Source organism: Pseudoalteromonas sp. APC 3358, from assembly GCF_030408075.1.
Taxonomy (GTDB): domain Bacteria; phylum Pseudomonadota; class Gammaproteobacteria; order Enterobacterales; family Alteromonadaceae; genus Pseudoalteromonas; species Pseudoalteromonas arctica.
The window spans coordinates 167,318-194,188 of the sequence record NZ_JASDCE010000001.1 but is presented as its reverse complement, the minus strand read 5'-3'; the positions used below and the strand labels follow the sequence as shown (position 1 = coordinate 194,188).

The following is a 26,871-nucleotide window of genomic DNA, read 5'->3' as shown; positions in this document are numbered from 1 at the left end:
ATAAGATATAAGAGAAGGGATTTTACCGATTTTAGCAATAGAAGTAAATAATCATTAACAAAAAGCACTGAACTAACACTTTGTTCAGTGCTTGCTCATATTGCTAGGAAAGGAGGGCTATATCGTCCTGCTTTATACACTTAGCTGTGCCGCCAACAACATCGTTGTTATTTAACTCATTAATTAATACTTCGCCTTGGGCTTGCTGCTCATCACTAAGTGGTAAATACGGTAATCTAAATACAGGGTTTACTGCACCTGTCATCATCAACGCGGTATTAATAGCAATCGGGTTTGGTTCACAGAACAACCAGTTCATCAATGGTTGTAACGACGCATTCAACTCGTTACTTGGCGTATCCATTAACTGACGGAATAACCCAGGTATTAAGTTAGAAGTAACCGAAATAACACCGTGCGCTTTATGTGTGTGGCGCGCATCATGACTTTCGTCATCGTTACCCGACCAACATGCAATACCTTGTTGTTCATAATGGGCAATACGTTCATTACCGCCACACTCTTTTACACCAATAAAATATTCATGCTTAGCGAGTGGCTCAATAATATCAGGTGTGAGGTCTTGCCCTGTTCGCCCTGCTACGTTGTAAATAAAGGCAGGTCCAATATCTAACACGCGCTTAAAGTGCTCTTTAACACCGGCAATAGACGTACGTCCGTAGTATGGGTTAATTTGCAGTGCTGCATCCATACCGCTGGCAAAGCCATATTTAGTTGCTTTAATCGCTTCACGGGTGTTGTTACTACCGGTATTACCAACAATAACAAGCTTGTTGGCGTACTTGTTTGCACTGTGCGCTATAAGCATTAAATGCTCTTCCCAGTTCATTAACTGGCCTTCGCCTGTTGTGCCACCAACTACAATGCCATCAACACCTGCTGCAATTTGTATTTCAACGAGTTCATCGTACTTTGCGAGGTCTATTTCACCATTTGCTAAATATGGGGTCTTAATTGCTGTAATAAGGCTTGCTTGTTTAATTTGTTCTAGGGTGCGCATAAAAAATCATTATTTATAAAACTTTTGCTATTTGTAACATACTTGCCGGTGTTTTTGGAGGTGTAAGCACATATTTAATTATAAAATACCTTGTGTTATTAAGTTTGGTAATACAAAATGAATAGCTGTATATATGAACAGTGCTTTATTTTTAACGATACCAGAGGCTTTATGCGTTTATCTGACTACTTAGCAACTCATTTTTATAACACCGATGAACTGTGCCAAGCATTAAATATAGATGCAGATACACTTTTAGCTTGGCAAGAGCGAAGTGTTTTCCCAAAACCAAGTTACTGTATTAAAAGTCAACTTAGCTGCAGCTCATATTCAGGTTTGTATGAATGCGAAGAGTACGACGACTACTACCCGCGCGGCTGTGTTAATTGGGGGCAAGGTCTTTTAAAACAAAAAATAGAATCATCAAGCCATGCTTATACTTTTTTTGCACAGCAATATACTGCAAGCCTAACTAAGCTCGCTCAACAAGGATTTACGTTTAGCGAAGAGCTATTTGGCTGCGAAATAGACGAGCACTTGCAGCAAGTTTGGCAACAGTTTTTATGCAGTAAGTACGGCGTGCTTACTCAAAATGGATTAATAGACGAAATAGTCTCGGTAGATATTGGCAGGTTATTGGTTGACGACATTACCGAGCTGCGCAGTAAAGCAAGCCTAGATCAAGATGAACGTGCAGCCTTGCACCCCGCTATGAAGCTTTTAAACAAAGCATTAGGGCATGGCGCCGATCATGAAAAACAAAGCACTCTTCGTACTCGTTATATTGACGCCCTCGTTTTAAAATACGATTTATCTATTAAGTAATTTAGACTTATTTATTACTTACGGTAAATCTCATCAATCAAATTATTATATAATACGTAATTTTAAAGGTACTGACTTAATGACACTCAGAACAAAAGTAAGCTTAATTTCTGCTGCTTTCACTCTCCTTTCTTTTAATACGCTTGCCAAAGCAAACCACGAAATAGCAAGCAATGATGTAATACAAGCCCAGCGCACGGCTCTTGCTAAAAACACCGCAAATAAGGGCTTTGGCCCACAATCTCCGCGCAATATTGATAATTATAAAGGCGAAAACACGGTAGCTTTTTCTCATGCCCCAACTTCATCACACATGAACTTATGTAATATACACTTTCATAAAAATGCAGAACACGCCGGTGGTGAGTTTAGTAAATATGCCGGAAATGGTAATGGAAAAGGCTTTAAAAGTGGCTACTTATATTCAGGCTCTTTAACTAAAAGTGAAAGTAAACCAGCAAAAATTGAAATTTGTCCAAGCGATAACGGCGCACTTTTAGTTGGCGATACCATTGAGGTTCATAACGTTCATACGTCAGCAATTGTAAAACCAGGCCCTACCTTGGGTAGCTGTTTAAGTGATTCGATTAAAAATCCGCAACTACGTGTTGAAGCTCAAGTATATGTATTAGTAAACGATGCTAACGCACTTGATTTTGCTCAAATAAGCACCGTGTCATCTGTTAATGGTTACTATCAAGCGATTGCTACACCTACAAATACGGGTGAACCTGTTGTTTATAGCGGTTCAACTACTGGCCCTAGTTACAACGAGGCAGGCTCTCCTTTTCAAGTAACATGGTCAGTTAAACCAAAAGTAGCGAAGGTTGATATAAACAGTGTTGGCAAATGGTGTGAAAGTAACACCTTTAATGAAGATCATGCTCACGGCGTACGAAATCTCGTAATAAATCCTGCATTACTCTCTAAAATCAATAATTAAAATTTAGCCAAATAAAAAACAACCCGCTAATTAGTGGGTTGTTTTATTATGACCGTTAAAATGAGTATTACGCTTAATGGGATAAAAATGTCACATTAAATGTATTCAAATCTTCGTATGTAATACGTGTTTGCTCATTGGTATTAAGCTCAACAACACCACAATAAGAGCCTGTTATAAACACTTGCCCTGCTTTTAAATTAATTCCCTTTGCTGATAAGTAATTAACCGCCCAATAAAGTGGAAGCTGCGCAAATTCTGCAGGATGCACACCCGCCAGGTTTAACTCCAGCTCAGTTTGCTTAACGTTAATATTTACAGTACTTGCATTATACGCTTTGGCTTTATCTATTTGTGGGCCTAAGTACACGCCTTGATTAGATAAACCATCGGCCAGCTTTTCAATGTGAGTGCTTGGAGTGTCTTCATCAAACCTTTTTTGAATAAGCTCAAGTGCCAAGTGGGCGCTGGCAAATGCAGTATCCACGTCTTCATTTGTATAGGTTTTATTACTTGGTAAATCGCTTTGTAAAATAAATGCAATTTCTGGTTCAATAAGCGCTTTATTGTTTGTTGTATACAGTGGGCAATTTTCAGCTTGTTTTATAGGTGCATGTAAAAGGGGCGCTAATATAATTGAGCCATCATCTGAAGGCAGCATACACTTCCAGCCATATACCGTTTGATCATTTAAATAAATCATCAACTTTTGTACTTCTATTGCATCGTCAGTCGTATCTAGTACTAACTCTTTAGGAAAGTTTGAACGTGCTGGGTTTTCTTCTCTTTGTGCTAATAAGTGAGTAGCAATTAGTTTTAGTTGTATTGAGTTGTTCACATAAATCTCTTTAAAATACGTTACTGGTTAAGCAGTAAATAGGAAGGGTTATATTATTAATGTATTAGCTTAGGCATTAGAACATCATGTTAAATGCCTATAATTAAAATTGTATTTAAAACAAAGCGTGGGAATTATTCAAGTATCAATAGATTTAAGCGAACGTAAAAACAGCCCTAAGCCACCAAACGCTAAAATTATAATAACAATCAAATCAAACGACGTCATAGTTCGCATACTAAATCGCACACTCGATATAACGCCAAATATTAGTGCGGTTAACGAGCCAAGAGATAGTATCCAGCCTAAAATGTTTTTAGAATTATAAAAAATCAGACCCACACCAAAAATAAACGGGATCATAACCATGCCGCCTGTAACGCCAAAGCCACCTAAAGCATTAACACTATAAATGCGAGAACTTAGTCCAAAATTAGAGGTCACCGAAATTGCGTTTAGCAGCATATAAAAGCCACCGCACATCATAATTAAACCAATAAAAAAATGCCCAATACCACCAGAGCTTCCACCAGCACCTTTCATTATTAATTATTCCTTTTATATTTTTGACTTATTTGTTTTAGATGGTAATTGCTCAAGTATTCACATTGACCGCAATCTACATAATCAATCAGTGCACACGCGAAAGCACTTATCGCGTGATTACATGCCAAATAACATAAAACCAAGATAAAAAACCGTGCAAAATTGCCCATAACACAGACTCGTTAGCACTCCATGAAATAGCAATTGCTAGGGCCGTACCAAAAGAGACTCCATATTTTACTATTTCATTTCTTGAGTTTCTCATTAATTATATTCCTAATTTTTAACTTATTAGCTGCTTGATTTGCTTACTAAAACTGAAAGCTCTTTACCATCAATATTGATACTTGCTTCTTTGCCTAGTTCAACAACTAAAGAGGGTGCCATATGTTTTTCACCTAGTTTCAGGTCAGTTGCTAAACTAACAGTAGAATCATCAATTGGCGTTACTGTAAGAGCAAAACTATACGAATTATCAACTGAAATTGATGCCTCTTCATTTGAATTTACAACTAAATTAGTTGAGCCAATTAGGTTTTTATTATCATAAAATTTGGCATTCACTACAAAACTATCATTAGCTTGTGCAAATGAAGCAAAGCCTAACAACGCTACTATTGCGATTAATTTTTTCATTATTATTTCCATATAAATTGATACAGCTAAAGGCTATTAAAGCTTTATTAGCTGTGACTCTTCAGCTAGCTATTTACCAACTAATGATTAAAAAACTTATGTTTTAGCTCTGATGAAATAACCAACACCCAGTGAACTAATATAGAACAACACTCCAAATACACTAATATCAATGAGTAGCTTTAGAATGTCAAAAGTATCTGTAAACACAAGATACTCAAAAGCAAATAAGTGAAATATAACTTTTGATCCAAAATACGCAGTTAATAAAGGGATTACAAAAATAAGAATAGATTGATTAGATTTATTAATTTCCATATCCATGTCTCCATTATTAGTTTAATTAACTCAGCTCTAAAATAGGTAAGTACTGAAGGACGAAAATTGCCAGCGTCTAACCTCCCTTCTCGCCTTAATTACTTATACGGTGCTACCTTGAATTCTTTGCTTTGTAATTCATGGTAGTTATTTATCTTTGCAACTGCATTTTTGACTTGATCAAAAGTTGCACTTTTACAGAAGTATAGAACATATCCTCCCGTAATATCTTTATTAGAACTGAATGCATATTCAAGACCGAACTTTTCACACAATACGTCTTCAATATAATCCTTGTGATCGTAATCAATTAATTCAATTGATGCTCCCCATTCAACGTGTTCTTTAACTTCAATTTTTGACAAGATATATCTGAATTCATCAAACATGTCACGTATACCTTACGTCTCATAATAGAAAGTGGTTAGTTAAAATATGCAGAAGTAAGGAGCCTATTAACAACCACCAGGCTTATAGTTAAATTACTACCTAAGATTTACCCTACTCTAATTCCCATCGTCATAGGTGGATAAACATGTCTGATAACAAAATTTTTTCCATTATCAAAAGTTAGTGTAAATTGATTTACTACGTCTTCACCTAAATGATCACTTTCAACAATGTCGCATATTCGGCTCGGCAGTTTTGAAATATTAAAAGGGTACAATAATTCAGTTCTTTCTACAGGTTCTATACTCAAGCCTAAACTTGGGTAATAACCAATAGCGTCAACTTCACACGGTTTAATTAAATAAGTTTTGCCATCTTCAAATTCTAAGGTTATTTCATAGCAAATCAAAAAACCTTCATTACTCTTATCTTGCCATGCCTGGTGAACTTTTTCGTGAATATGACTTAATGAAACAGCTATAAGAACTTTTCCTTTCAAACTATTCAAGTCGAACATATATGCTTAATGCCTTAAATTACATCTTCCTATATTTACACCAGAGAATTTTAATGTAAACAACAAATTAAATAGGCTATTTATTAGAGTGGGTTGTGATACCAAAACGACTTTAATAAAGTTATGAACCTCTTTTGATTTCGACGCACTGTGCATTAACAAAAAAGAGTCCTAATAGGTTTCACTGGTATATTGGGGAAGTAGAGTATTTAGGCAGGTTAGAGTGTAAGAATAAAAGGTGATGTAGGTTAACAGCACCTATTTGAGTATTTACTTTATGATATGTAATTTAGCTAAGTATTTTAATACGTACCATAATAGGCACTATAAAAAGAATTTAACCAATTGATTTATATACATCAATACTACTATTGGTTAAAAGCCCAGTAACTTGCGTACCAAACGCTTTAAAGTGTGGCTCGTTTTTATGCGCTTCAAAGTGCTCGTCAGACGCCCACTGTTCGCTAACAACGTAGTCGGTATGTTCATCATCACTTTTTACCGATAGTTCATAACGTAAGCACCCTACTTCTTGGCGCGATGACTTTTGTAAGTTTTCAAGTGCTGTAAGCATCACATCTGCATCAATATTTTTGCACGACAGTGCAGCTATAACCGTTAACATGTGTATTCCTTCTTAAAAGTTAAGGTGTAGATAATCTACACCTTAAAATATTTAGTTTAACTTTGCGTTTGAGGTAAGTTTACTGATCCCACTGCGGCGCAAATTCTGGTGTTGCTTGGCGGTCGCCACAATCTAGGCCATCAATGCGGGCTATGTCTTCATCATCTAATTTAACGTGGTCGTTAAAGTTATCTTCTAAGTTTTTACGCTTAGTTGATGATGGAATTGTCGTCATACCACTGGCGTTAACCCATGCTAAAACAACTTGTGCTGGACTTGCATCGTGCTTTTTAGCAATGTCGATAATGGTTTGATCTTTAAGTACTTTGCCTACTACAAATGGCATGTACGCTGTTACATGAATGTCGTGCTGAGCACAAAATGCGCGTAATTTAGTATTAGTTAAATATGGGTGCACCTCAACCTGATTGGTAAATATTTCACGCGAGTCAAGCGTTTGCATTGCTTCATTTAAGTTTGCAATGGTGAAGTTTGATACACCAATGTGCTTAGTTAAACCAAGCTGCTTCGCTTTTAGTAATTCAGTGAGGTATTCACTCATTGGCTCGTCGTTAGCAGGCGATGGCCAGTGAATTAGCAGTAAGTCGACCGAATCAACTTGTAGCTTTTCAAGTGACTTTTTAACGCTTGGGATAAAGTCGCTTTTATTTAATTTGTTATTCCACACTTTGGTAGTTAAGAATATTTCACTGCGCGGAATATTACTATCTTTTATGGCTTGACCTACTTGCTCTTCGTTGCCATAAATTTGTGCGGTGTCAATATGGCGAAACCCAACTTCGAGCGCCATTTTTACTGAGTTATAGGCCGTGTCGCCCTCTAAGCGGAATGTTCCCATACCGAGTTCTGGCATTTCTATTACACGTTTTGTCATGGTTTATCCTTATAAAATAATCGGTTTTGAAATACAAACTTCACTGAAGTTTTACGAAATACACCTTTTACTTCTTATTACGACTGTCACTTAAAAATCTATGACCTCATAACAGGTATGAGGTCATTAATTTTAGTTTCAAGGTTAAAATGCTTGCTGAACTTCACGTTTATCAAGCATACCGCTGTAGCGTGTAACACCAAGTGCTAAAACAGAGATAACGGCGCCTATCCATGCTGTATCTTGCAGGGTCATATTCTCTACTACGCTACCACCAATAATTGAGCCAAGCGCAATACCAATATTAAATGCGGCTATGTTCAAACCTGATGCAACATCTACCGCATTTGGCGTGTGCTTTTGCGCTTGCTTTACAACATAAAGTTGCAAGCCTGGCACATTGCCAAAAGCAAATGCGCCCCATACTAAAATAGTAAGTACAGCGGCAATTTTTGATTCCATCGTAAAGGTAAATATCAGTAAAATGATACTCAAAGCGCTGAATATAATACTCAGAGCACTAATTGGGCCGCGTTTGTCGGCCAACTTTCCACCCCAAATATTGCCTATCGCTACCGATACGCCGTAAACAAGCATTATTAAAGCAATAGCCGAAGGCGCAAAACCTGTTTGTTGCTCTAAAATAGGTGCTAAATAAGTAAACGCTGTAAACGTGCCGCCGTATCCCAATATCGTCATTAAATACACGAGTAATAAACGCGGTTTTACGATTACTTGTAGTTGCTCTTTAAACGTGGCTGGTATTGATTGTTTTAAATTTTTTGGCACTAAAATAGAGCTGCCGATTAATGCAATTAAACCTAATACCGACACAACTAAAAACGTTGCACGCCAACCAAAGTGTTGTCCAATCCATGTACCTAGTGGCACACCAGTTACTAGTGCTACAGTAAGCCCGGTAAACATAATGGCTATTGCACTGGCTTCTTTGTCTTTGCTTACTAGGCTAGTGGCAATCATCGATCCGATTGAAAAAAACACACCATGGGCAAGCCCCGTTAAAATGCGCGCAAGTATTAATGTTTCGTAACTTGGCGCTTGCCAAGCAAGTAAGTTACCCAATACAAATAAGCCCATTAAGCTTATTAGTACCACTTTACGATTCCAACGACCCGTTAAAGCTGTTAGCACCGGCGCACCAATAGCAACGCCAACCGCATATAAACTTACAAGCAAACCTGCTGAAGGTAGGCTTACGCCTAAATCGTTTGCAATGGTGGGTACTAATCCCACTATTACAAACTCAGTTGTTCCTATTGCAAATGCGCTTAAGGTAAGCGCCCACAAAGCCAATGGCATAGTTATGTCCTCATTAATATTTGAAGAATGTAGTTTGGCTAAAATATCGTTTGCAAAAAACAGCATTAGTGACAAAATACTTTTGTTAATAATGCAAAGATGGTGTTGGTATACTTATGGCTGTTCATTCAAAAACTGAAGATTTAGAAACGTTTATAACGGTAGTAGATTGCGGAAGCTTTTCGGGGGCGGCTAATTTGCTCGATCATCAGGTGGCTAAAGTGTCGCGAGCTGTATCACGCCTTGAAAATACATTGCAATGTACTTTGCTAAACAGAACAACACGCCGATTAGAGCTTACCGAAGAAGGCCATACTTTTATAAAATATGCGCGCGAAGGATTAAATACGCTTTATACCGGTGAAGAAGCCATAAAGCTTTTAAAACAAGCGCCAAGTGGCAAGCTGCGAATAGATGCTGCAAGCCCTTTTGTATTGCACCAACTTACGCCTTTAATTGGCGAATTTGCCAAGCAATACCCTCACATAACGCTTGATATAACCTCACACGACAGCATTATTGATTTACTTGAACATAAAACCGATTTAGCCATACGCATTGGTGATTTAAAAGACTCAAACTTACATGCTCGTAAACTCGGCAGCAGTCAGTTACGTATTGTAGCCAGCCCAGAATATATAAAAAACAACGCAGCAATTACACAAATAGATGACTTACAAAACCATAAGTTAATTGGTTTTAGTGACTCCCCTAAATTAAACACTTGGCCGTTAGTAAAGCCCGCTTTATTTACGTTTTCGCTTAGCGCAAGCAGCGGCGAAACAGTGCGCCAGCTTTGCATTGCAAACCAAGGCGTGGCGTTACTTTCTCACTTTATGATTGGCAATGACCTAAAAACAGGTAAATTAGTTGAAGTGTTACCCAGTGCAGTTAGCTCTCCTAATAACCGAGAGGTTGTACAAGCCGTGTATTATAAAAACAGTGCGGTATCGTCTCGAATTGTGGCTTTTTTAGATTTTATAAAGCTACGACTAAGCTTATAACTATATTAAAAAGCAAGTTAAATTATGCTTGGTTATTAAAAAGCAAACCTGAATTTTTATTATCTGAAGATGATGAAAACATTGAATCCATTAAAGTAGATACATTTTTTCGCACTGTTAATTGTATCGACGATAGCTCACTATCGAGTTGCTTTTTAAGTTCGCTTAGCTCTTCTACCGCTTCCCCTGTGGGCGTATCAGAACTATTGGTCATTTCTCTTATTTTACTCTGTAAATTTTTAATTGACTCGATCGCTTTATTCATTTGAACTGCTGAATTGTCACTCGAATCTTCTGTTTCGCTGCTAATGATAGACTTTGCGTCTTCAGTAGCTGCAGTAGAGCTCGTAGTTTTTTCGGCGTCTTTATTTAAAGAAGAGTCTGCTTTAGCCTCTGGACTTTTACTAGGATCATCCGTTTTTACAGTGTTTTTATTTAAATTACTTAGGCTTGAATAGCCATTGTCATTGTATAACTGCGAAGAAAGAGTTCCAAAATTCATTTTTGCCTCATGTGTCTAAAAATTGACGACTTCATTTTTATAATTAGAGGCAATTATCATTCCAAATATGGTAACAAATTGACCATCCGTATTTTAAACGGGAACAGGACTTATAAGTCGCCACGGGGTATTATTTTGCTTAATTTAAAATGCGAGGAAAGCTATACTTTTAAAATACGCCTGCGAAAGGCTAAATATTTTATGCACAGATGAAAACGCCATAAAGCTTTAAAACAAGCGCCAAATGGCAAGCAGCTAATAGATTCGGCAAACCCTTTTGTATTGCATCAACTTACGCCTTTAATTGGTGAATTCGCTAAGTAATACCCTCACATAACGCTTGATATAACCTCACACGGCAGTACTATTAATTTACTCGAGCATAAAACAGACTTAGCCATACGTATTGGTGATTTATAAGATTCGAACTTACATGCTCGTAAACTTGGCCGTTAGTAAAACTCATTTTATTTACGTTTTCGCTTAGCGCAAGCAGCGGCGAAACAGTGCGGTATCATCGCGAATTGTGGCTTTTTTTAGATTTTATAAGGCCTAGGCTTAGTTTATAAGCTCTGTATATTAATATTGATATGCTTATTAAATGGTTTAACCGATTTTTTGACGCTTTTTAATAATCAAAAAGTATAAATAACAAAAGTAGTAATTAAAGGTATTAATTAAAATGGATTCTTTAACGCAGGTAGCATTAGGCAGTGCTGTAGGTTATGCGGTGTTAGGCAATAAAATAGGTCGAAAAGCCGTTTTATGGGGAGCAATTTTAGGCACGCTCCCTGATTTAGATGTATTTTTGCCATATGGCGGATCTGTAGAAGCATTTACTTATCACCGTGGCTTTAGCCATTCGTTATTAATACATTTATTAATTAGCCCGCTCATTGTATGGCTAATATTAAAAGTACACGCGGGAATGCAAATTTATAAAGTGCGCTGTTTTTGGCTAGTATTTTTAAGTTTATCTACACATGCCCTATTAGACAGCCTAACGGTATACGGTACACAACTACTCTGGCCTTTTACTGAGTACCCCTTTGCGGTTTCTAGTGTGTTTATTATTGACCCCGCTTACACGCTTCCTTTATTAATTGGCGTAATATGTACGCTAATACCCAAAATAAAAGCAGCAACGGCTTATCGTATAAATGCAGCGGCTTTAGTTTTAAGTAGTCTATATTTATTTTGCGCTTTAATTTTAAAAGTAAATATTGATGACAAAGTAAAAACGGCTCTCAACAACAGACAAATACCAGTAAATGCGTATGTTAGTACGCCTGCTCCGCTAACCACTTTGCTGTGGCGTATTGTTGTGATGTCTGACGGACAATACTACGAAGGTTATGCATCAGTATTTGACGCGCCCAGCGATGTTACATTAACGGCTTATCAAACAACGCCTTCACTGTTAAATAATATTAGCGATGAATGGGCTATAAAACGCTTGCAGTGGTTTACTAAAGGGTTTTATTCGGTGCGCCAACAGCAAAGCAATATTGTACTTTCTGATTTACGTATGGGCATGGAGTGCAACTATGTGTTTAATTTTGTAGTGGGTCAAAAAAATGATTCAGAAGTGAGCATTGGTAACTTTGAAAAAATAAGTCAAAGACCAAACTTAAACAATCTTCATAAAATATGGAACAGGGTTTGGCAACCAAATGTGTCTTTAGCATCGCCCGCGGCAAAAAATGACTGCAATAGCGAATAACGGCATATTATAAGATTCATACTAGCATGAGGAAGTTAAGTGAAGTTCAAGCAGCAATTAAACTAAATAGTTCACTAAAGTGATTGCTGCTTTTTTTGCTGATACATTGCAACATCAGCATCTTGAATCATATCCTCAACCGATTTACCTGTATCGTGTTTAAAGTGTGTTACTCCTACACTGTAATCAATTTTGTATGGCTTGTTTAAGGTATTATTAGCATGCGCTATTGCATCCGCAAACCTTTGTAAAACAAACTCTGCTTTTGTCTCGTCTGAGTCGCTTAACATCGCAACAAATTCATCTCCGCCAAGTCGACCTATGACTTCACAATCACGAAATGAACTAAGCATAATTTGTGCAAATTTATTTAATACAAAATCGCCTTCGTGGTGCCCATAAATATCATTAATTTGTTTAAACTTATTGAGATCAAACAATATAAACGACATTGATACTTTGTTTCGCCTACATACATTTAGCGTATGTTCGGCAAGGTTTAAAAAGCCACGTCGATTAGAGATTCTTGTTAACTCATCAATTGTGGCTAGTTGAATTGATTGAATTTCTCGCTCGACTAACGTGCCTAAATCTCTCAGTAATTGTTTTTCTTCATCATTGAGTTGTCTAGGTTTATTATCGGCAAGGCACAAAGTGCCTATAATGACTCCCTCCCTTAATTTTAAAGGAAAACCTGCATAAAAGCGTACTTTAGGATCGCCTGTAACAAAGGGGTTATCAAAAAACCTTTCGTCTTGAGCTGTATCTGGGATTATTAATAACTCGTCTTGATTTATGGTGTGGCCACAAAATGAGGTTTCGCGAGGAAGCTCAGGCGCATCGAGCCCCTGTCTTGATTTAAACCACTGGCGGTCTTCGTCAATCAAAGTAACCAATGAAATAGAAACATTAAACATACGCTTGGCAATACGAGTAACACGATCAAATCGCTCTTCATGAGACGTATCTAGAATTTTTAATGCTCTAAGCGCGTGTAATCGCTCAGCTTCGTTATTTGGAATCTCAGGTTTAATCATTAAAGCTCTATTAATTTTAAATGTTTTATAAATTACGAAACTGGAGCGAATATTTTCGAGTATATAATCCGATAAACTTATTTAAACTATAAACAGTCTGCCTATTCAAACTAGAACATTACCTAAAAATAGCAATAAATAAATATTTATAAATATCAGTAAGTCGTGCCTAAATAAAGATAAGATTCAATCCGCAAAAAATTATGATTTAAACAGGTGGGAGTAGTGGTTGATACAACATAGCTACTCTTTAATGAAAAAGTAGTAGTGGCTATTTAGTTTTATTTAAATAACCACTGGATTTGGCATACTTACAAAAATAAACACTTTAATTTTGGTGCTCATATTGTCCACGGTAAACTTCAAATACTTTTAAAACAGTATGTTGCTCTTTAGTTAGGTTATCAAACCAATCATCAAACAGCTCATCATCTTCTTGCTCGCTTAGTGCCATATACCTTGCTAGTAACTCTACAATATCATTGTGGTTGCAGGTTAAAGGATTTACTTGTTGCGCCAAGGTACTGTGGTCGCGCTCTCTTAGGGTTTCCATCACCCCTTGATCAATTTGTTCTTGTTGTTGTGTTGCGTCACTCATACATAACCTCTGTAATAACTTTATAACCGTATTTGTTAACGTTTTAACTCTTAAATATAGTTATAACAGCCTAAACGCCAATAGCCAGCATTTTTGATTCAAGTGCTTATTTTTTGATTTGTTTGCGCAAATAGCCAGCAATTACGGCCTTTTTGAGGAACATTTAAATAATTTGCAATGGGAGAATAAATACGTTAAATTAAAATGATATACTATCACATATCATTTATTGAGGCGTATTATGAAACCAAATATTCATCCTGATTACCACGTGGTTGCTTTTCACGATACCGCTGCCGATTCTTACTTTATTATTGGCTCAACCATAAAAACGAGCCGCACAGTAGAAATAGACGGTAATACATATCCATACGTACCTATTGATGTATCAAGTGACTCGCACCCATTTTATACAGGCAAGCAAAAAACAACCGCTACAGATGGCCGCGTTGCGCAGTTTAATCGTCGTTTTAAAAGTTTATCGACTGTTAAAAAGGAAAAGGTATGAAAGTATTAAGCTCTCTTAAAAGTGCTAAGCAACGTCCGGGGTGTCAAATTGTAAAACGCAAAGGCCGCGTATTTGTAATTTGTAAAAACAACCCACGCTTTAAAGCAGTACAAGGAATGAAAAAGAAATAAGTTAAACGGGGATGCTCAACATATAATTAGGTAGCTTGCTTAAGCTACCTAATTTAGGGGGACTATTTTACCACTACTGAAAACTCTGGTACTGCCTGAATTACTTTTTTTACCGTACAGGTATTAACGGCTGCAATAAGCGCCTTTTTATATTTATCAGGGAAACCTTCTGGTAAGTTAATCTCAATTGAAAATAGCTTTTTACCGTTGTCATCTACATTTTCGTTATTTTGAGTAAGCGTCATACCTTGCGTTGAAATATCACGCTGCTCGCAAAACTTACGCGCATAAAAACCTGCACATAAAACCATACTTACTAAAAAATAATCAAACGGTTCTGGATACTCTGCATTGCCACCAGCGTTTACGCTTTGATCGCTTATTACTTCTAGGTCGCCAAATTTAGCGCTTTGCTTTTGGCCTTCTAACATTGAAACTGAAATTTCCATTGTGTTTCCTTATATTTATTGCTGCAGATACCTTTAACGCAATTAGCTTAAAAGTAGCTACTAAAGACACATATAGTCTAGGTTTATGAACCGAACAGTAATTCAAAGAACCCTGGAGGCTCGTGTAACTCATGATATTTTTTACGTAAATTATCTATATTTTTCAGTGGTTCTTTTGCCGCACTTAGCCCCTGCTCGTTTGCTGCTTTTTTTGCAAGTTCAGCTTGAGCAATCACTTTATCAAGGCCCTGCAATGACTGCTCAGGTTTTTTGTAAAACTTACCTGTTTTACTCACTTTAACCAGCTTTATAAATTCATCAATCGCAGTATTAAATTCACTAAGTTGAGTTGCCTGCACCGCTTGTTTATATGCAAGGCCCGTGTTTTTCATATTTACTTCAAGATCGACTTCTTGCTGCGCAAAAGACATTGAACTAAACGCAAAGGTAAAAATAATAACTAAATACTTCATGGTCAAACCTATTAATTAAAAACACCTAAATTGTATCAAGTTTACGTAGCAAAGTAACTTTACGAGCTGTTATGAGCACTTTGAGCTGTAAAGGGGGTTTACAAATTAATCATTTTAAAGCCGCAATAGTGAAAAATATTCAAATAACGATTTTTTTGAATAAAAAACACCTAATAAAAATCACTTTAAAAGAGTGATAACACACATAACCTTTACAAATAAGTACATATAATACTCGCTGACAACTTCATATAAATAAAAATTTATATGTGAATAATTATAAACTGCAAAAAATTGACTTAAAAAACAACTGAAAATTTAACAAATAAAAACCAATGTTAATAACTAAAATATATAAGAAAAACTAAATGTAAAAACACCTCAGTAAATCGTTTAAAGAGCCTTTGTAATTAATACCAAAAAACACAATAAAAGTTCTTCAGGTTATTTCAAGTTGCTTATTTTACAGTGAGTTAGCTCCTTTTAATAAAATAATCAGCATGCAATAATCGTCGCCCTCATAAAAAAAGTTATAGGGCTTTATCCAAATACAAACTGCATTTGGATAAAACTACATTGTATTTAATTACTATAAAATGTTCTCTGGGAATCAAATGAAACGTCATAATTTACTTTCTACTAGCATTAAATGTGCATTAATTACTGCTGCTGCAACAGCAAGTAATTCTGTGCTTGCACAAGAAGAGCAAGCAACAAAAATTGAACGTGTTGAAGTAACGGGTTCACGTATTTTACGTGAAGGTGCTATTGCGCCTGCACCGGTTACAGTTATCAGTGGCGAGCAGCTAATGAACACTGGCGCTGTAAACATTGGTGAAGCGCTAAATAACTTACCTGCACTTGGCAATACATATTCTATGGCTAACTCAGGCCGTTTTATTGGTACTGCGGGTTTAAATATTCTTGATTTACGTAACATGGGTACAGATCGTACTTTGGTACTTGTAAATGGTAAGCGTCATGTATCAAGCTCTGCAGGTTCTCAATCTGTAGATACCAACACTATTCCAAGTGTATGGGTTGAACGTGTAGAGATAATTACTGGTGGTGCATCTGCTGTATACGGTGCTGATGCGGTGACAGGTGTTGTTAACTTTATATTAAAAGACAACATTGAAGGCATGGACTTTAGCGTTACACGTGGTTTTGCCGATTTAAGCAGCTACAACAACGAAAAAGCGACGTTCTCATACGGCTCTAACTTTGATAACGATCGTGGTAATGCAGCTTTTGCTATTGAGTACTCAGGCCAGGATTCATTAAACGCGCTTGATCACCCTTGGACTAGCACTTCGTTTAGTAGTTTACGCAGAGAAGTTTTACCTGGTGAAGATACAAATAGCTTAGACTTTCCTGATAAAATTTTAACGCCAAATGCAGGTTATTACGCTATTAATAACGCGGGTGTTTACGCACTCGAAGATTCAACTAAGTTTATCAATAGCTTTAACCCTGATAGCAGCGCCCGTGATTTATACATAGGTAATAATGTAGATTTGTATTCATGTGCAGAATGTGACTTTTTCAACTTAGGTCAATTTGAAGAAATTCAACCTGAGTTTGAGCGTTACAACGTAAACTTTAAAGTTAACTACGATGTTACCGACGACTTAAACGTTTACTTTGATGCTAAATATGTAAACAGCCAAGGTGAAAGCATAGGGCAACCTGCATTTTTCTTCTTTGACGATGAAAACAGCATTAAAATCGACAACCCTTACCTAGACCCAGCCATTAAAGCACGTATGGAAGAGGAAGGTGTTGATTCGATCATGGTTAACCGCATGATGACCGACCTAGGCCGCCGCATTGAAAACAATACGCGTGAAACAACGCGCTTTGTTACCGGCTTAAAAGGCACAGTATTTGATGATTGGGAATTAGATACCTCAATAGTATACGGCCAAACTGATCTAGAGCGCGAAAATGGCGCTAACATGATTGTAGCAAATTACTTTAATGCACTTGATGCCGTTGAAGATACAAATGGTAACGTAGTATGCCGTAGTGCTGCAGCCCAAGCTGATGGCTGTGTTCCTGTAAATATTATGGGGTTTGGTTCGCCATCTCAACAAGCCATTGATTACATTAATACGGTATCTGTTGGCACTTCAACTATTAAGCAAACAGTTATTTCTGGCTCACTTGCTAATGGCGCTATTTTTGAATTACCAGCAGGCTATGTAGGTGTTGCATTTGGTGCTGAGTACCGTAAAGAAGAAAGCGAAACTAAAGAGCCTGATAACGCTGAAGGTACTTTCTTTAACGCTCTGGGCGAAGATAAGGGCTCGTTTAATGTTCGCGAAGTATTTTTTGAAGCGACGATGCCAATTTTAACTGACTTACCGCTTATTCAAGACTTAGTGTTTGATACTGCAGTACGTCATGCTGACTACAGTACGATTGGCGAAGCAACTAGCTGGAAACTTGGCCTTGATTGGACTGTAAATGATGAGCTACGTGTACGTGTAACACAATCTGCTGCGCTTCGTGCGCCTAACATTAGTGAAGTATTTGGTGCAGCAAGCCAAACTTTCTACAATGTAGACGACCCGTGTCGCGCTGACAACCTAGGTGATTTATCAAACGGAGCAACCCGCACTGCAAATTGTGCCGCGTTAGGTGTAGCGAGTGACTTTAACTCAGGTTACGATGCAGCCTCATTAGATGGTTTAAGCAGTGGTAACCGCGATGTAAAAGGTGAAGAGTCAACAAGTACAACTGTAGGTATTGTTTACCAACCAGAGTTTTTAGAAAATGCGCTACTTACTATTGATTACTGGGAAATTGAACTTGAAGATGCAATTGACACAATTAACGCGCAAGACATTCTTGATCGCTGTGTTGATAGCGCAACAGGTATAAACAATCAATACTGTAACTTAATTACACGTAATGCTAATGGCGAAATTACTTTAATACAAAACTCTGTATTAAATGTTGCTGGCCAAAAAGCATCAGGGGTGGATTTTGAACTAGGTTACGATTTTGACGCGTTTGAAGGTAGCTTTAAAACACGCTTAATTGGTACTTACTTAATTGAACGTAAAGATTACCCGTTCCAAGATGACCCTAGTAACTACATTGAATACGCAGGTACTACAGGTGAAGCTAAGTGGCAAACTAACTTATCTGTAAGTTATGTTATGGATAACTTTTTCTCAACAGTTGAAACACGCTTTTTGAGTGAAGTAGAGCTATACACAAATTTTGAACTTGATAGCAACCCTAACCCAAGTAATCAAATGTCTTACGGTAAATACTTTATTACTGATATGACTGTAGGTTACAACTTTAATAGCGGTTTAGGCGTTAAAGTAGGTGTTGATAACGTATTTAACCGTAAACTTCCGTACGGTTCACGTGGTACAAGCGCGGGTAGCGCAAGTTACGATAACATTGGCCGCTTTGGCTACATTAACTTAAGCTACAGCTTATAATTAGTAAAATAACTTATAATTAATAAAATAACTTATTAGTTAAAACAAAGGCTCGCAGTGCGAGCCTTTTTAATAGGTCTTATTTAATATTACTCAGCCACACGCTTTGGTATGGTTCTAGCTCTATCGTTAATTGGCTTTCTTCAATCGTTTTATTTGCCACCAAATCAAACCACTTTTGGGTGTTAATTAAGTTTAAGTCGGCCAATGTGAGTGTTTGTGATTTATCGCTAATGTTATAAACACAAAATATACTTTGGCGCCTGTCAATGCTTTGTCTCCAAAAACCAAATAACCCACCCGCTAAATGCAGCGTAAACTGTGTAGCATTTGGGTGAAAGGCACTCTGCTTTTTGCGTACTGCCAATAAGCTTTTTATGCCGTTAAACACCTTATGATGGTGACTATACTTTTCACCAATTGCCGCCAGTAGCTTTGACTCTTGCCAACGATGGCGATTTATAGCGCGGTTATGCTGTGAATTTTCAAATCGATCGTAATCGTTAGTTGTACCCAACAAACTATGAATATAAAGCCCTGGGATACCTTCAAGCGCAAACATAATTGCGTGAGCACACATAAATCGCTCAAGGCCAAACTTATCGGGGCCATTGTGCGTCCCTTGAAGTGCATCAAATAAAGCAATATTTAGCTCGTACGGTGTATGTGTGCCATCGTTACTTGTACGCATTGAAACACGACCACCAAACTGCATGGTTGTACTTACTAGTGACGCCACTTCGCTAGGTTGTAGTAAACCTTCAATTGGTCTGAGCCCTACTCCATCATGCGAGGCTATAAAGTTAAAGTATGCCGTACCATTTTGCGCAGGCGGCATACTCATCATCCAATGTTTAATTGCTGTGCTATCGCCGCTAAGTAATGTGTGTAGCAACAATGGCGGTAAGGCAAAGTTATAAATACTGTGCGCTTCGTTGGCATTACCAAAATAAGACAGGTTTTCTTGGTTTGGAATATTGGTTTCGGTAATTATAACTACGCTGGGCTCTGCGTGCTCAATAAGTGTTCGCATTAGCCTTACGGCTTCATGTGTTTGCGGCAAGTTAATACAACTTGTATTAAGCTGTTTCCACAAAAATGCAACCGCATCGAGTCTAAATAAACGCACGCCATTGTCTAAATAATGCCTAATTATTCCCACAAACTCTTTAAGTACATCAGGATTGCCAAAGTCAAAATCAACCTGATCGTGACTAAACGTACACCACACGTGCTTTTCGCCGCTTGGCGTTGTTACAGTATTTAATAACGATGACGTACGCGGGCGTACAACTTGGCTTAAATCATCCGTTAAGCTGGCCGTTTTAAAGTAGTCTTTACCAGGATGTAAATCGTTTAAAAAGTTCTCAAACCATACGCTTCTGCTTGAGCAATGGTTAATAACTAAATCTGCCATTAGCTTTACGTCTTTAGCGATGTTTTGAATATCGCCCCAATCACCTAACGACTCATTCACTTGCACGTAGTTCATTACGGCAAAGCCTTCATCTGAGCTATACGGGTAAAATGGCAATATATGCAGCGCATTTAACTGCATATCACATTGCTCTTTTATAAAGCGGTGTAGTGTTTTAAGCGGTGCCTCCATTGGGCTCGATACAGCAAATTCACTATCATCGTGTTTAATAATAGAGTCGCCATAAGCAATCAATACTATATCTTGTTCATCCCATCGGTTTGTATGGGGGGTCGGGTCGCGCAGTGCATTACTACCTAATATAATTTTAATAAGTTGCTGAGCAAGCTCAGTAACCGATAAAGGCAGCTCAACCCCCTCATAAATAATATGAAGATGTTGCTCTACTCGTTGTAAAAATAATTCGCTAACTGTGCTCACATGCGCCCCTAATATTTATTGTTTAGACTTATAGGCTAGTTAACCTGCACGCAGGTTAACTATATTCTTCGTTATCTAGCTCTACGGCTTCTTTTAAGCGCTCAAGTACGTCTGGCATTGCTGATACAACACGGTTCCAACTTGGCACAAATGGCGCTTCCATTGGGTTTTCTAAAAAGTGTTGCCCTGCTTCCATAATATTTTGTGCAAACATTTCTACTGCTTTTTCTTCTTGGTGTACATCAAGCGTTAACCCGTTCATAAGCGCATCGTTGTGATAGGTTTCAATAAAATCTAGCCCGATACGGTAATAAGTCGCTTTTAATGAACGAATTGTTTCGCTGGTAAAAGTAACACCTTGTGTTGCCAGCTTTCTAAACAATGCCTTAGTAATATCAATCGACATTTTAGACAAGCCTGCGCTTTGGTCATCAAGTGAAAGTTCTTGGTGCTTATGATCGTAATTATCGGCAATATCTACTTGGCATAAGCGGTTATGGGAGTAATTACGATACATTTCACTCAGTACGCCTATTTCAAGGCCCCAGTCACTTGGAATGCGAATATCGTTTAAAACATCGCGTCTAAACGAAAATTCACCTGCAAGTGGGTACCTAAAAGAGTCCATATATTCAAGGTAGTCGGTATTGCCTAAAATTGTTTTAAAGGAGCGAAGCAAAGGCGTTACTAATAAGCGCGATACACGGCCATTAATTTTGCCATTCGCAGTACGCGGGTAAAACCCTTTACAAAATTCATAGTTAAAACGCGGGTGCGCAACGGGGTAAATTAAGCGAGCAAGTAAGCTTCTGTCGTAGGTTAAAATATCGCAATCATGCAGCGCGATAGATTCCACTTCCGCTGTTGCTAATTTATAGCCCATGCAGTACCACACGTTACGGCCTTTACCCAGCTCACGCGGTGCAACGCCTAGCTCTTGTAATTCTTTATCAAGTGCTTGTAAGCGTGGGCCGTCGTTCCACAATACCTTGTGGTTCTGGTTTAGCTCTTTAAAAAAACCAAGTGCATGGCGGTACTGTGCTTCGTCGGCTCTATCTAAACCTATGGTAATTTGCGATAAATACGGTACTTCGCGTAATTCGCTAACTATATTTTGCAGTGCAGGGCCTTCGAGTTCACTAAATAACGAAGGAAGTATTAATCCCATTGGGCGCTGCTTGCTAAAAGTAAGTAGCTCTTTTTCTAGATCTTCTATTGGTCTGTCGGCAATATTATGTAATGTTGTAATAATGCCATTTTGATAAAAATCAGCCATGAGATGTTTGCTCCTCAGAAATACTTAAAATACTGCTAATGCACGGCAACGATGTTATTTCTTCAATCCAGCCCAGCGGTGCTGGCGATTGAGAGTATCGTGCTTTATTGTGCGACAATTTAACCGGCTTTTTACTCGCCGGATTGGCGATAATAATGGCGATATTTGCATGCTCTAACATTTGCTTATCGTTATCGCTATCACCCAATGCAATGACCGTGAGAGGCTTTCTGAAATGATGGGTAAACTGTTTAACTAACCACTGCTGTGCAGCGCTTTTATCGGTATTTTTGGCAATATGAATGAAGCGCCCACCAATTTTTATATCGTAGCCGAGTGCTTCAACATCGTTTACAAAAGCTGTGAGTAATTCGTCATTGCCATACCAATAAAGAGGGTCTGAATAATCGCGGGTTTGTGCGCGTCTTGCTTGCGCATCGTTTAGCCCGGTAAGTTCTGATATTTGCTCACTCGATAAGTCACTAAACAATTTGTAATGTGCTTTATAATCTGCCTTTAAAGTATTTAAGTCCTTTAATAAACTCGATAGCGGCTTTGCCATTGCGTAGCACCAATACGCGCCTATTTTTTTGCAACCTATAGGCTTAAGTTCAAAATAATCTTCTGGAATAAATACCGCAGCACCGTTTTCTACAATAAAAGGCTGCTGAATGTTTAAATCGTTTTTAAGCTCTATAACTTCGCAAAAAGTTTTGCTGGTATTAAACACCACAGGAATATGTGCATTTTGCAGCTGCTGTAATAACTCACTGATATTATTTGTATTGTAATCGGCGTGATCGAGTAATGTGCCGTCCAAATCTGTAAAAATAATAGGTTGAAGGGTGTCATCACTCGTTAGGTGCATACCGCTAATATCGCGGTTGCTATCAAGTTCAATTAAAGCGTTTGCTTTAGCGCTCAGTGTGTTTAAGTTCTCACGCGTAATGCGCTCAAAATGAGAAATAAAATACACCAATTGCTCGTTAGTCATGGTGCCTGAGCCTTCACCTTTTTTGGCTATTAACTTTTGTTCTTGCTCTTGTCGCCATGTAAAAACATCACTAAAACTCGGTGCTTTTAGCATAACGGTATAATCAATTAGGTTAAAAACAGCTTTATATTCGTTTGCCAAACAGCTGTTTACACAGCGGCGCCAAACGCCTTCTTTATCAAATTGTTGCTCTAACTCGTTAAGCGGCTCACTCAATGAAAACAACGGTTGTGGCTCACTGCCCACGCACCACCCTTCTAAAATAACAATATCAACTGACTTTTCGTTTGTTAGCCAATCACTTGCTGGCACGCAGTCGTCTTCGTGTTTATTAAAACGTGGAAGCGGTACGTTTACCTCTCCTGCCAGTAAGTTAGTTATTGTGCTATTCATTAACGCTACATCGTGAGTACCCGGTACTCCGCGAGTAGTAAAAAGAGGATGTACGTCTTTGGCAAGTTCACTACGTGCTTGTTTTGCTAAATAAAAGTCATCAATAGACAATGCAACACTGTTAAGTGGTGTGTTTTTAGAAAACCAGGTAACTAAAAAATCAGCGAGTGTTGTTTTTCCTGAGCCTTGGCATCCATTTATGGCAACAAAAATAGGAGTATTTGTTTTTTTAGATTCGAGGATGTCATGCGCGAGTGGAACAAAATATTGCTCACTCAAATATTGATACTTTAAAGGCAGTTGGTGTTTTGCTAAAAACGGGGTTATATCCACAATATTGGCCTCTGACATAGTAACTCCTTTGCATACAATGCGTTCTGGAAGTTAAATGCAGATACTAGACCATTATTATTTTTGTATATTTATTAACAAGTTAAAAAAATAGCGCATTAAAAATGCGCTATTATGGTGCAATCTATTTAGCTAATGTGCAAAATTAAACTTTTTCAGGTTCTGCTTTTGGTAATACTAAGTTAAGTACTATTCCTAAAATAGCGCAGAGGCTTACGCCCTCTAAACTAAATTGGCTACCACCAATATGCATACCACCAATACCGCACACCAAAATAAGCGCAACAATACTTAAGTTACGCGGCGCGGTTAAATCATCGCCCGACTTAACCAGTGTATTTAAACCCACTACAGCAATAGAGCCAAAGAGTAGGATCATAATTCCGCCCATTACTGGCACAGGAATAGTTTGCAAACCAGATCCCATTTTAGCTACAAACGCTAAAATAATGGCAATAACAGCTGTCCACATCATTACTTTAGGATTGAAGTTTTTGGTAAGCATAACTGCCCCCGTTACTTCTGAGTAAGTAGTGTTAGGCGGGCCACCAAATAATGATGCCGCAGAAGTCGCAAGGCCATCACCAAACAAAGTACGATGAAGCCCAGGCTTTTTCAAAAAGTCTTTATTGGTTACTTGGCTAATAGCCATCATATCGCCAATATGCTCAATTGCAGGTGCTATTGCTACAGGTACCATAAACAAAATAGCCTGCCATTTAAACTCAGGCCAAGTAAAGTTTGGTACAGCAAACCACTGTGCGTTAGTCACTGCGTCAAATTGCACAACGCCCATGCCGAGCGATAAACAATAACCCGCTACAACCCCTGCCAGAATAGGTATAAGCTTAAATACGCCTTTTCCCCATACTGCAAAAATAAGCGTAACCACTAACGAGAACAACGAAATATAAATAGCGCTGGTGTAATCAATAATTTGAATACTGCCGTCGCCACTTTTACCCATCGCCATATTTACAGCAACAGGTGCAAGCGCTAAACCAATAACCATAATTACTGGGCCCACAACCACAGGCGGTAAAATTTTATGAAGCGTTGCAACGCCTTTAAATTTTACTAATAAACTTAAAAGCATATAAGCAAAACCCGCCACCATTAAGCCGCCCATAGTGGCCGGCACGCCCCACATTTGCACAGCGGCAATAATAGGTGCAATAAAGGCAAACGATGAAGCTAAAAATATAGGCACTTGGCCTTTAGTCACTACCTGAAACAGCAAGGTACCCATGCCTGCGGTAAAAAGCGCAACATTAGGATCCAAGCCCGTTAAAAGCGGCACTAATACCAGCGCACCAAATGCTACAAACAGCATTTGCGCGCCCGTTAAAATAGTTTTTATTGAAAAGGTGTCATTATTTTGCACTTAAGACTCCTAAACAGTACCGAATATTTTGTCGCCCGCATCGCCTAAACCAGGGATAATATAGCCCTTTTCGTTTAAGTGGCTATCTACTGAGGCTGTAAATATTTCTACATCTGGATGTGCTGAAAGTGTTCTTTCAACACCTTCTGGTGCTGCAACTAGTACAATTACTTTGATTTCTTTACAGCCTGCTTTTTTAAGCATATCGATTGTGGCAATCATTGAGCCACCCGTTGCAAGCATAGGGTCAATAACTAAGCTTAGGCGCTCATCAATATTACCTACTAGCTTTTCAAAATATGGTACTGGCTCTAGTGTTTCTTCGTTACGTTCAAGACCAACAACACTCACTTTAGCGGCTGGTAATAACTGCATAACACCGTCCATCATGCCAAGACCAGCACGCAAAATAGGCACTACGGTAATTTTTTTACCTTTAATATGCTCTACTTTTAATTTATTGCCATCCCAGCCTGTAATTTCGTTATCTTCTAACTGTAGGTTTTTAGTTGCTTCGTAAGTTAATAAAGTTCCAACTTCAGAACATAATTCACGAAAGCTTTTAGTACTAATACCATGCGCTCGCATTAGGCCTAGTTTATGTTGAACAAGAGGGTGAGAAATAACGTGAATTGCCATGATATAAACCTACTGATACAAGAATTTGCAGTATTTTATATTAAAAAAGGTCATTTGACCTGTAGTTTTAAAGAGATTTTCATACATCGTGCCAAAATGTATTGTTTTGCTTGATATTTATGCAAGCCATCAACCCGTTGTGTTTATTAAATGTTACTCGCTAACCAGCTGTTTACTTGCTGTTGCATATAACTATTTATTTTTTGGTGATCGGGGCTCCAGCCAGCTAAAAATCGATAAAAGTCAGCCCATGCAGCAGGCCATAAAACGAGCCAATCGTCAGCTATTTTACCTGCTGGTGCTGTAGGATGATAAATAGTAATAGCAGCCTTTAAATTATCAAAATAATACGCAAGGTACTTATCAGCGCATCCGTGTAATTGTGCATCACTTAAGCAACTGGTCATAAAATACATTACATCAATAATCCCGCAACCTGCACCTATATACTGAAAATCATAACCGAGTATTTCATCGCGCTCATTTGCTGCAAAGTTAGCAAGTTTTGCATCGCCATGAATCAGCGTTTTATACGCACAACTTTGTAGTTGCTCATCTATTTTATGTGCAGCATTTTTAATATCGGACTTTTTATCAAGGTTATTTTTTAGTTTATTAAACTCATCTGGGCGCGTGCTTAAATGCCAGTAGTTGCCTTGCTGCCATAACCCATCAGCGGGTTTACTTAAGTTAAACGCATGAAAGTGTGCAAGCCACCTTAATATAGCTTTAACATGTTGTGGCCCTGCTTGAGTAAACCCATGTTTGGTGAAATCCTTAAACACCAGCGCATATTCATCATCTTTATTAATTGCACCTATACATTCAATACTTTGCGCATGTACTGGTAAATACTGGCTATAAAGCTTATAAAATGTGTATTCAACACTATAGGAATGCTGCTTTCTTTTAAGCGCAAATTCACTTTGTTTAATTTTAGGATGGTGTATATAACTGGGTATTTTAATCGCTTTAATAACACATGGCTTATCATCAAGCTGGCACTGCACAATATTGCCACACCCACTCCAAAGTGATGTTAACGTATCGCCAATTTCAATGTGCTTAAAGTGAGGTTGTAATAAAGGAATGTAAAATGCCATAGCTATATTAAGTAATTAAATTTTTTGTAGTTTAACATTAGTGGGCGTTTTTAATAAAACTAAGGCATAAAAAAGCCCCACTTGGTTTTATACAAGTTTGTATGTAAATAGTC

General features: G+C 37.9%; 28 protein-coding genes and 1 pseudogene. 8 read left to right on the top strand and 21 right to left on the bottom strand.

Annotation, left to right across the window (positions count from 1 at the left end; translation table 11 throughout):
- Nucleotides 1-103 precede the first annotated feature (103 nt).
- Nucleotides 104-1,021: a 4-hydroxy-tetrahydrodipicolinate synthase gene (gene dapA / locus QL995_RS00890; RefSeq protein WP_290291710.1), complete on the bottom strand. Its 918-nt coding sequence runs from the start codon at nucleotides 1,019-1,021 to the stop codon at nucleotides 104-106.
- A gap of 171 nt (nucleotides 1,022-1,192) precedes the next feature.
- Between dapA and QL995_RS00885 the strand changes: the two genes are divergently transcribed.
- A complete protein-coding gene (locus tag QL995_RS00885; protein ID WP_290292442.1) occupies nucleotides 1,193-1,846 on the top strand; it encodes a DUF6058 family natural product biosynthesis protein in 654 nt (217 codons plus the stop codon).
- 79 nt (nucleotides 1,847-1,925) lie between these two features.
- Nucleotides 1,926-2,789, top strand: a complete 864-nt coding sequence (locus QL995_RS00880; RefSeq protein WP_290291706.1) for a delta-class carbonic anhydrase — start codon at nucleotides 1,926-1,928, stop codon at nucleotides 2,787-2,789.
- A gap of 73 nt (nucleotides 2,790-2,862) precedes the next feature.
- Here the strand turns inward: QL995_RS00880 and QL995_RS00875 are convergent, their stop codons facing one another.
- The 9 genes from QL995_RS00875 to QL995_RS00835 form a co-directional block, all read right to left on the bottom strand.
- The gene (locus tag QL995_RS00875; protein WP_290291704.1) at nucleotides 2,863-3,627 is read right to left on the bottom strand and encodes a 2-keto-4-pentenoate hydratase; all 765 of its coding nucleotides are present in this window, start codon (nucleotides 3,625-3,627) and stop codon (nucleotides 2,863-2,865) included.
- 138 nt (nucleotides 3,628-3,765) lie between these two features.
- On the bottom strand, nucleotides 3,766-4,170 hold the full coding sequence (locus QL995_RS00870) for a hypothetical protein (protein WP_007580845.1): 405 nt from the start codon (nucleotides 4,168-4,170) through the stop codon (nucleotides 3,766-3,768).
- Nucleotides 4,171-4,464: 294 nt separating this feature from the next.
- Nucleotides 4,465-4,809, bottom strand: coding sequence for a hypothetical protein (locus tag QL995_RS00865; RefSeq protein ID WP_290291699.1), 345 nt, complete (start codon nucleotides 4,807-4,809; stop codon nucleotides 4,465-4,467).
- A 96-nt stretch (nucleotides 4,810-4,905) separates the two neighbouring features.
- A complete protein-coding gene (locus QL995_RS00860; RefSeq protein ID WP_007580848.1) occupies nucleotides 4,906-5,127 on the bottom strand; it encodes a hypothetical protein in 222 nt (73 codons plus the stop codon).
- Nucleotides 5,128-5,225: 98 nt separating this feature from the next.
- Entirely contained in the window at nucleotides 5,226-5,516 is a 291-nt protein-coding gene (locus QL995_RS00855) for a hypothetical protein (RefSeq protein ID WP_169043935.1), read from the bottom strand.
- 107 nt (nucleotides 5,517-5,623) lie between these two features.
- Nucleotides 5,624-6,016, bottom strand: coding sequence for a hypothetical protein (locus QL995_RS00850; RefSeq protein ID WP_290291689.1), 393 nt, complete (start codon nucleotides 6,014-6,016; stop codon nucleotides 5,624-5,626).
- Nucleotides 6,017-6,371: 355 nt separating this feature from the next.
- Nucleotides 6,372-6,659, bottom strand: coding sequence for a putative quinol monooxygenase (locus tag QL995_RS00845; RefSeq protein WP_002958660.1), 288 nt, complete (start codon nucleotides 6,657-6,659; stop codon nucleotides 6,372-6,374).
- A 79-nt stretch (nucleotides 6,660-6,738) separates the two neighbouring features.
- Complete coding sequence (dkgB, locus tag QL995_RS00840; RefSeq protein WP_024591732.1) at nucleotides 6,739-7,554, bottom strand: 2,5-didehydrogluconate reductase DkgB; 816 nt, start codon at nucleotides 7,552-7,554, stop codon at nucleotides 6,739-6,741.
- Nucleotides 7,555-7,698: 144 nt separating this feature from the next.
- Complete coding sequence (locus QL995_RS00835; protein WP_290292440.1) at nucleotides 7,699-8,874, bottom strand: MFS transporter; 1,176 nt, start codon at nucleotides 8,872-8,874, stop codon at nucleotides 7,699-7,701.
- Nucleotides 8,875-8,990: 116 nt separating this feature from the next.
- Here QL995_RS00835 and QL995_RS00830 point away from each other — a divergent pair, with 116 nt between their 5' ends.
- Nucleotides 8,991-9,878: a LysR family transcriptional regulator gene (locus QL995_RS00830; RefSeq protein WP_290291684.1), complete on the top strand. Its 888-nt coding sequence runs from the start codon at nucleotides 8,991-8,993 to the stop codon at nucleotides 9,876-9,878.
- 22 nt (nucleotides 9,879-9,900) lie between these two features.
- Here the strand turns inward: QL995_RS00830 and QL995_RS00825 are convergent, their stop codons facing one another.
- A complete protein-coding gene (locus QL995_RS00825; RefSeq protein ID WP_290291680.1) occupies nucleotides 9,901-10,380 on the bottom strand; it encodes a hypothetical protein in 480 nt (159 codons plus the stop codon).
- A gap of 163 nt (nucleotides 10,381-10,543) precedes the next feature.
- On the opposite strand from QL995_RS00825, the pseudogene QL995_RS00820 reads away from it, so the two are divergent.
- Together QL995_RS00820 and QL995_RS00815 are read left to right on the top strand one after the other, a co-directional pair.
- Nucleotides 10,544-10,797: pseudogene (locus QL995_RS00820) on the top strand (LysR family transcriptional regulator); the annotation flags it as partial.
- 265 nt (nucleotides 10,798-11,062) lie between these two features.
- On the top strand, nucleotides 11,063-12,103 hold the full coding sequence (locus tag QL995_RS00815; protein ID WP_290291678.1) for a metal-dependent hydrolase: 1,041 nt from the start codon (nucleotides 11,063-11,065) through the stop codon (nucleotides 12,101-12,103).
- Nucleotides 12,104-12,177: 74 nt separating this feature from the next.
- Here the strand turns inward: QL995_RS00815 and QL995_RS00810 are convergent, their stop codons facing one another.
- Together QL995_RS00810 and QL995_RS00805 are read right to left on the bottom strand one after the other, a co-directional pair.
- On the bottom strand, nucleotides 12,178-13,140 hold the full coding sequence (locus tag QL995_RS00810) for a sensor domain-containing diguanylate cyclase (RefSeq protein WP_024593037.1): 963 nt from the start codon (nucleotides 13,138-13,140) through the stop codon (nucleotides 12,178-12,180).
- Between the two features lie 328 nt (nucleotides 13,141-13,468).
- Entirely contained in the window at nucleotides 13,469-13,738 is a 270-nt protein-coding gene (locus tag QL995_RS00805; RefSeq protein WP_007580861.1) for a hypothetical protein, read from the bottom strand.
- A 241-nt stretch (nucleotides 13,739-13,979) separates the two neighbouring features.
- Between QL995_RS00805 and QL995_RS00800 the strand changes: the two genes are divergently transcribed.
- On the top strand, nucleotides 13,980-14,246 hold the full coding sequence (locus QL995_RS00800) for a type B 50S ribosomal protein L31 (protein WP_007580864.1): 267 nt from the start codon (nucleotides 13,980-13,982) through the stop codon (nucleotides 14,244-14,246).
- A complete protein-coding gene (ykgO, locus tag QL995_RS00795; protein WP_002958669.1) occupies nucleotides 14,243-14,377 on the top strand; it encodes a type B 50S ribosomal protein L36 in 135 nt (44 codons plus the stop codon). Before QL995_RS00800 ends, ykgO begins: the two co-directional genes overlap by 4 nt.
- A 62-nt stretch (nucleotides 14,378-14,439) precedes the next feature.
- On the opposite strand, the gene QL995_RS00790 is transcribed toward ykgO, so the two are convergent.
- Together QL995_RS00790 and QL995_RS00785 are read right to left on the bottom strand one after the other, a co-directional pair.
- Entirely contained in the window at nucleotides 14,440-14,826 is a 387-nt protein-coding gene (locus QL995_RS00790; protein ID WP_024591728.1) for an OsmC family protein, read from the bottom strand.
- Between the two features lie 83 nt (nucleotides 14,827-14,909).
- Entirely contained in the window at nucleotides 14,910-15,299 is a 390-nt protein-coding gene (locus QL995_RS00785; RefSeq protein ID WP_007580869.1) for a cytochrome b562, read from the bottom strand.
- A gap of 614 nt (nucleotides 15,300-15,913) precedes the next feature.
- On the opposite strand from QL995_RS00785, the gene QL995_RS00780 reads away from it, so the two are divergent.
- Nucleotides 15,914-18,760, top strand: a complete 2,847-nt coding sequence (locus QL995_RS00780) for a TonB-dependent receptor (protein ID WP_290291665.1) — start codon at nucleotides 15,914-15,916, stop codon at nucleotides 18,758-18,760.
- A 79-nt stretch (nucleotides 18,761-18,839) separates the two neighbouring features.
- Here QL995_RS00780 and QL995_RS00775 read toward each other — a convergent pair whose 3' ends face one another.
- The 6 genes from QL995_RS00775 to QL995_RS00750 form a co-directional block, all read right to left on the bottom strand.
- A complete protein-coding gene (locus QL995_RS00775) occupies nucleotides 18,840-20,618 on the bottom strand; it encodes a sugar phosphorylase (RefSeq protein ID WP_290291661.1) in 1,779 nt (592 codons plus the stop codon).
- Nucleotides 20,619-20,673: 55 nt separating this feature from the next.
- Nucleotides 20,674-21,894, bottom strand: coding sequence for a glycosyl transferase (locus tag QL995_RS00770; protein ID WP_002958673.1), 1,221 nt, complete (start codon nucleotides 21,892-21,894; stop codon nucleotides 20,674-20,676).
- Nucleotides 21,887-23,632 carry an HAD-IIB family hydrolase gene (locus QL995_RS00765; RefSeq protein ID WP_290291657.1) on the bottom strand — a complete coding sequence of 582 codons (1,746 nt, stop codon included), beginning with the start codon at nucleotides 23,630-23,632 and terminating at the stop codon, nucleotides 21,887-21,889. Before QL995_RS00765 ends, QL995_RS00770 begins: the two co-directional genes overlap by 8 nt.
- Before the next feature lie 145 nt (nucleotides 23,633-23,777).
- Complete coding sequence (locus QL995_RS00760; RefSeq protein ID WP_166421572.1) at nucleotides 23,778-25,016, bottom strand: uracil-xanthine permease family protein; 1,239 nt, start codon at nucleotides 25,014-25,016, stop codon at nucleotides 23,778-23,780.
- Nucleotides 25,017-25,025: 9 nt separating this feature from the next.
- Nucleotides 25,026-25,655 carry a uracil phosphoribosyltransferase gene (upp, locus tag QL995_RS00755; protein WP_101217012.1) on the bottom strand — a complete coding sequence of 210 codons (630 nt, stop codon included), beginning with the start codon at nucleotides 25,653-25,655 and terminating at the stop codon, nucleotides 25,026-25,028.
- A 146-nt stretch (nucleotides 25,656-25,801) separates the two neighbouring features.
- The gene (locus tag QL995_RS00750) at nucleotides 25,802-26,758 is read right to left on the bottom strand and encodes a kinase (protein WP_290291650.1); all 957 of its coding nucleotides are present in this window, start codon (nucleotides 26,756-26,758) and stop codon (nucleotides 25,802-25,804) included.
- Nucleotides 26,759-26,871: the final 113 nt, after the last annotated feature.

What these genes read in the sequence shown, in the direction of transcription:
- dapA (WP_290291710.1), bottom strand. Translation starts at nt 1,021, where the DNA reads ATGCGCACCCTAGAACAAATTAAACAAGCAAGCCTTATTACAGCAATT.
- QL995_RS00885 (WP_290292442.1), top strand. Translation starts at nt 1,193, where the DNA reads ATGCGTTTATCTGACTACTTAGCAACTCATTTTTATAACACCGATGAA.
- QL995_RS00880 (WP_290291706.1), top strand. Translation starts at nt 1,926, where the DNA reads ATGACACTCAGAACAAAAGTAAGCTTAATTTCTGCTGCTTTCACTCTC.
- QL995_RS00870 (WP_007580845.1), bottom strand. Translation starts at nt 4,170, where the DNA reads ATGAAAGGTGCTGGTGGAAGCTCTGGTGGTATTGGGCATTTTTTTATT.
- QL995_RS00865 (WP_290291699.1), bottom strand. Translation starts at nt 4,809, where the DNA reads ATGAAAAAATTAATCGCAATAGTAGCGTTGTTAGGCTTTGCTTCATTT.
- QL995_RS00860 (WP_007580848.1), bottom strand. Translation starts at nt 5,127, where the DNA reads ATGGAAATTAATAAATCTAATCAATCTATTCTTATTTTTGTAATCCCT.
- QL995_RS00855 (WP_169043935.1), bottom strand. Translation starts at nt 5,516, where the DNA reads ATGTTTGATGAATTCAGATATATCTTGTCAAAAATTGAAGTTAAAGAA.
- QL995_RS00845 (WP_002958660.1), bottom strand. Translation starts at nt 6,659, where the DNA reads ATGTTAACGGTTATAGCTGCACTGTCGTGCAAAAATATTGATGCAGAT.
- dkgB (WP_024591732.1), bottom strand. Translation starts at nt 7,554, where the DNA reads ATGACAAAACGTGTAATAGAAATGCCAGAACTCGGTATGGGAACATTC.
- QL995_RS00835 (WP_290292440.1), bottom strand. Translation starts at nt 8,874, where the DNA reads ATGCCATTGGCTTTGTGGGCGCTTACCTTAAGCGCATTTGCAATAGGA.
- QL995_RS00830 (WP_290291684.1), top strand. Translation starts at nt 8,991, where the DNA reads ATGGCTGTTCATTCAAAAACTGAAGATTTAGAAACGTTTATAACGGTA.
- QL995_RS00825 (WP_290291680.1), bottom strand. Translation starts at nt 10,380, where the DNA reads ATGAATTTTGGAACTCTTTCTTCGCAGTTATACAATGACAATGGCTAT.
- QL995_RS00815 (WP_290291678.1), top strand. Translation starts at nt 11,063, where the DNA reads ATGGATTCTTTAACGCAGGTAGCATTAGGCAGTGCTGTAGGTTATGCG.
- QL995_RS00810 (WP_024593037.1), bottom strand. Translation starts at nt 13,140, where the DNA reads ATGATTAAACCTGAGATTCCAAATAACGAAGCTGAGCGATTACACGCG.
- QL995_RS00805 (WP_007580861.1), bottom strand. Translation starts at nt 13,738, where the DNA reads ATGAGTGACGCAACACAACAACAAGAACAAATTGATCAAGGGGTGATG.
- QL995_RS00800 (WP_007580864.1), top strand. Translation starts at nt 13,980, where the DNA reads ATGAAACCAAATATTCATCCTGATTACCACGTGGTTGCTTTTCACGAT.
- ykgO (WP_002958669.1), top strand. Translation starts at nt 14,243, where the DNA reads ATGAAAGTATTAAGCTCTCTTAAAAGTGCTAAGCAACGTCCGGGGTGT.
- QL995_RS00790 (WP_024591728.1), bottom strand. Translation starts at nt 14,826, where the DNA reads ATGGAAATTTCAGTTTCAATGTTAGAAGGCCAAAAGCAAAGCGCTAAA.
- QL995_RS00785 (WP_007580869.1), bottom strand. Translation starts at nt 15,299, where the DNA reads ATGAAGTATTTAGTTATTATTTTTACCTTTGCGTTTAGTTCAATGTCT.
- QL995_RS00780 (WP_290291665.1), top strand. Translation starts at nt 15,914, where the DNA reads ATGAAACGTCATAATTTACTTTCTACTAGCATTAAATGTGCATTAATT.
- QL995_RS00770 (WP_002958673.1), bottom strand. Translation starts at nt 21,894, where the DNA reads ATGGCTGATTTTTATCAAAATGGCATTATTACAACATTACATAATATT.
- QL995_RS00765 (WP_290291657.1), bottom strand. Translation starts at nt 23,632, where the DNA reads ATGTCAGAGGCCAATATTGTGGATATAACCCCGTTTTTAGCAAAACAC.
- upp (WP_101217012.1), bottom strand. Translation starts at nt 25,655, where the DNA reads ATGGCAATTCACGTTATTTCTCACCCTCTTGTTCAACATAAACTAGGC.
- QL995_RS00750 (WP_290291650.1), bottom strand. Translation starts at nt 26,758, where the DNA reads ATGGCATTTTACATTCCTTTATTACAACCTCACTTTAAGCACATTGAA.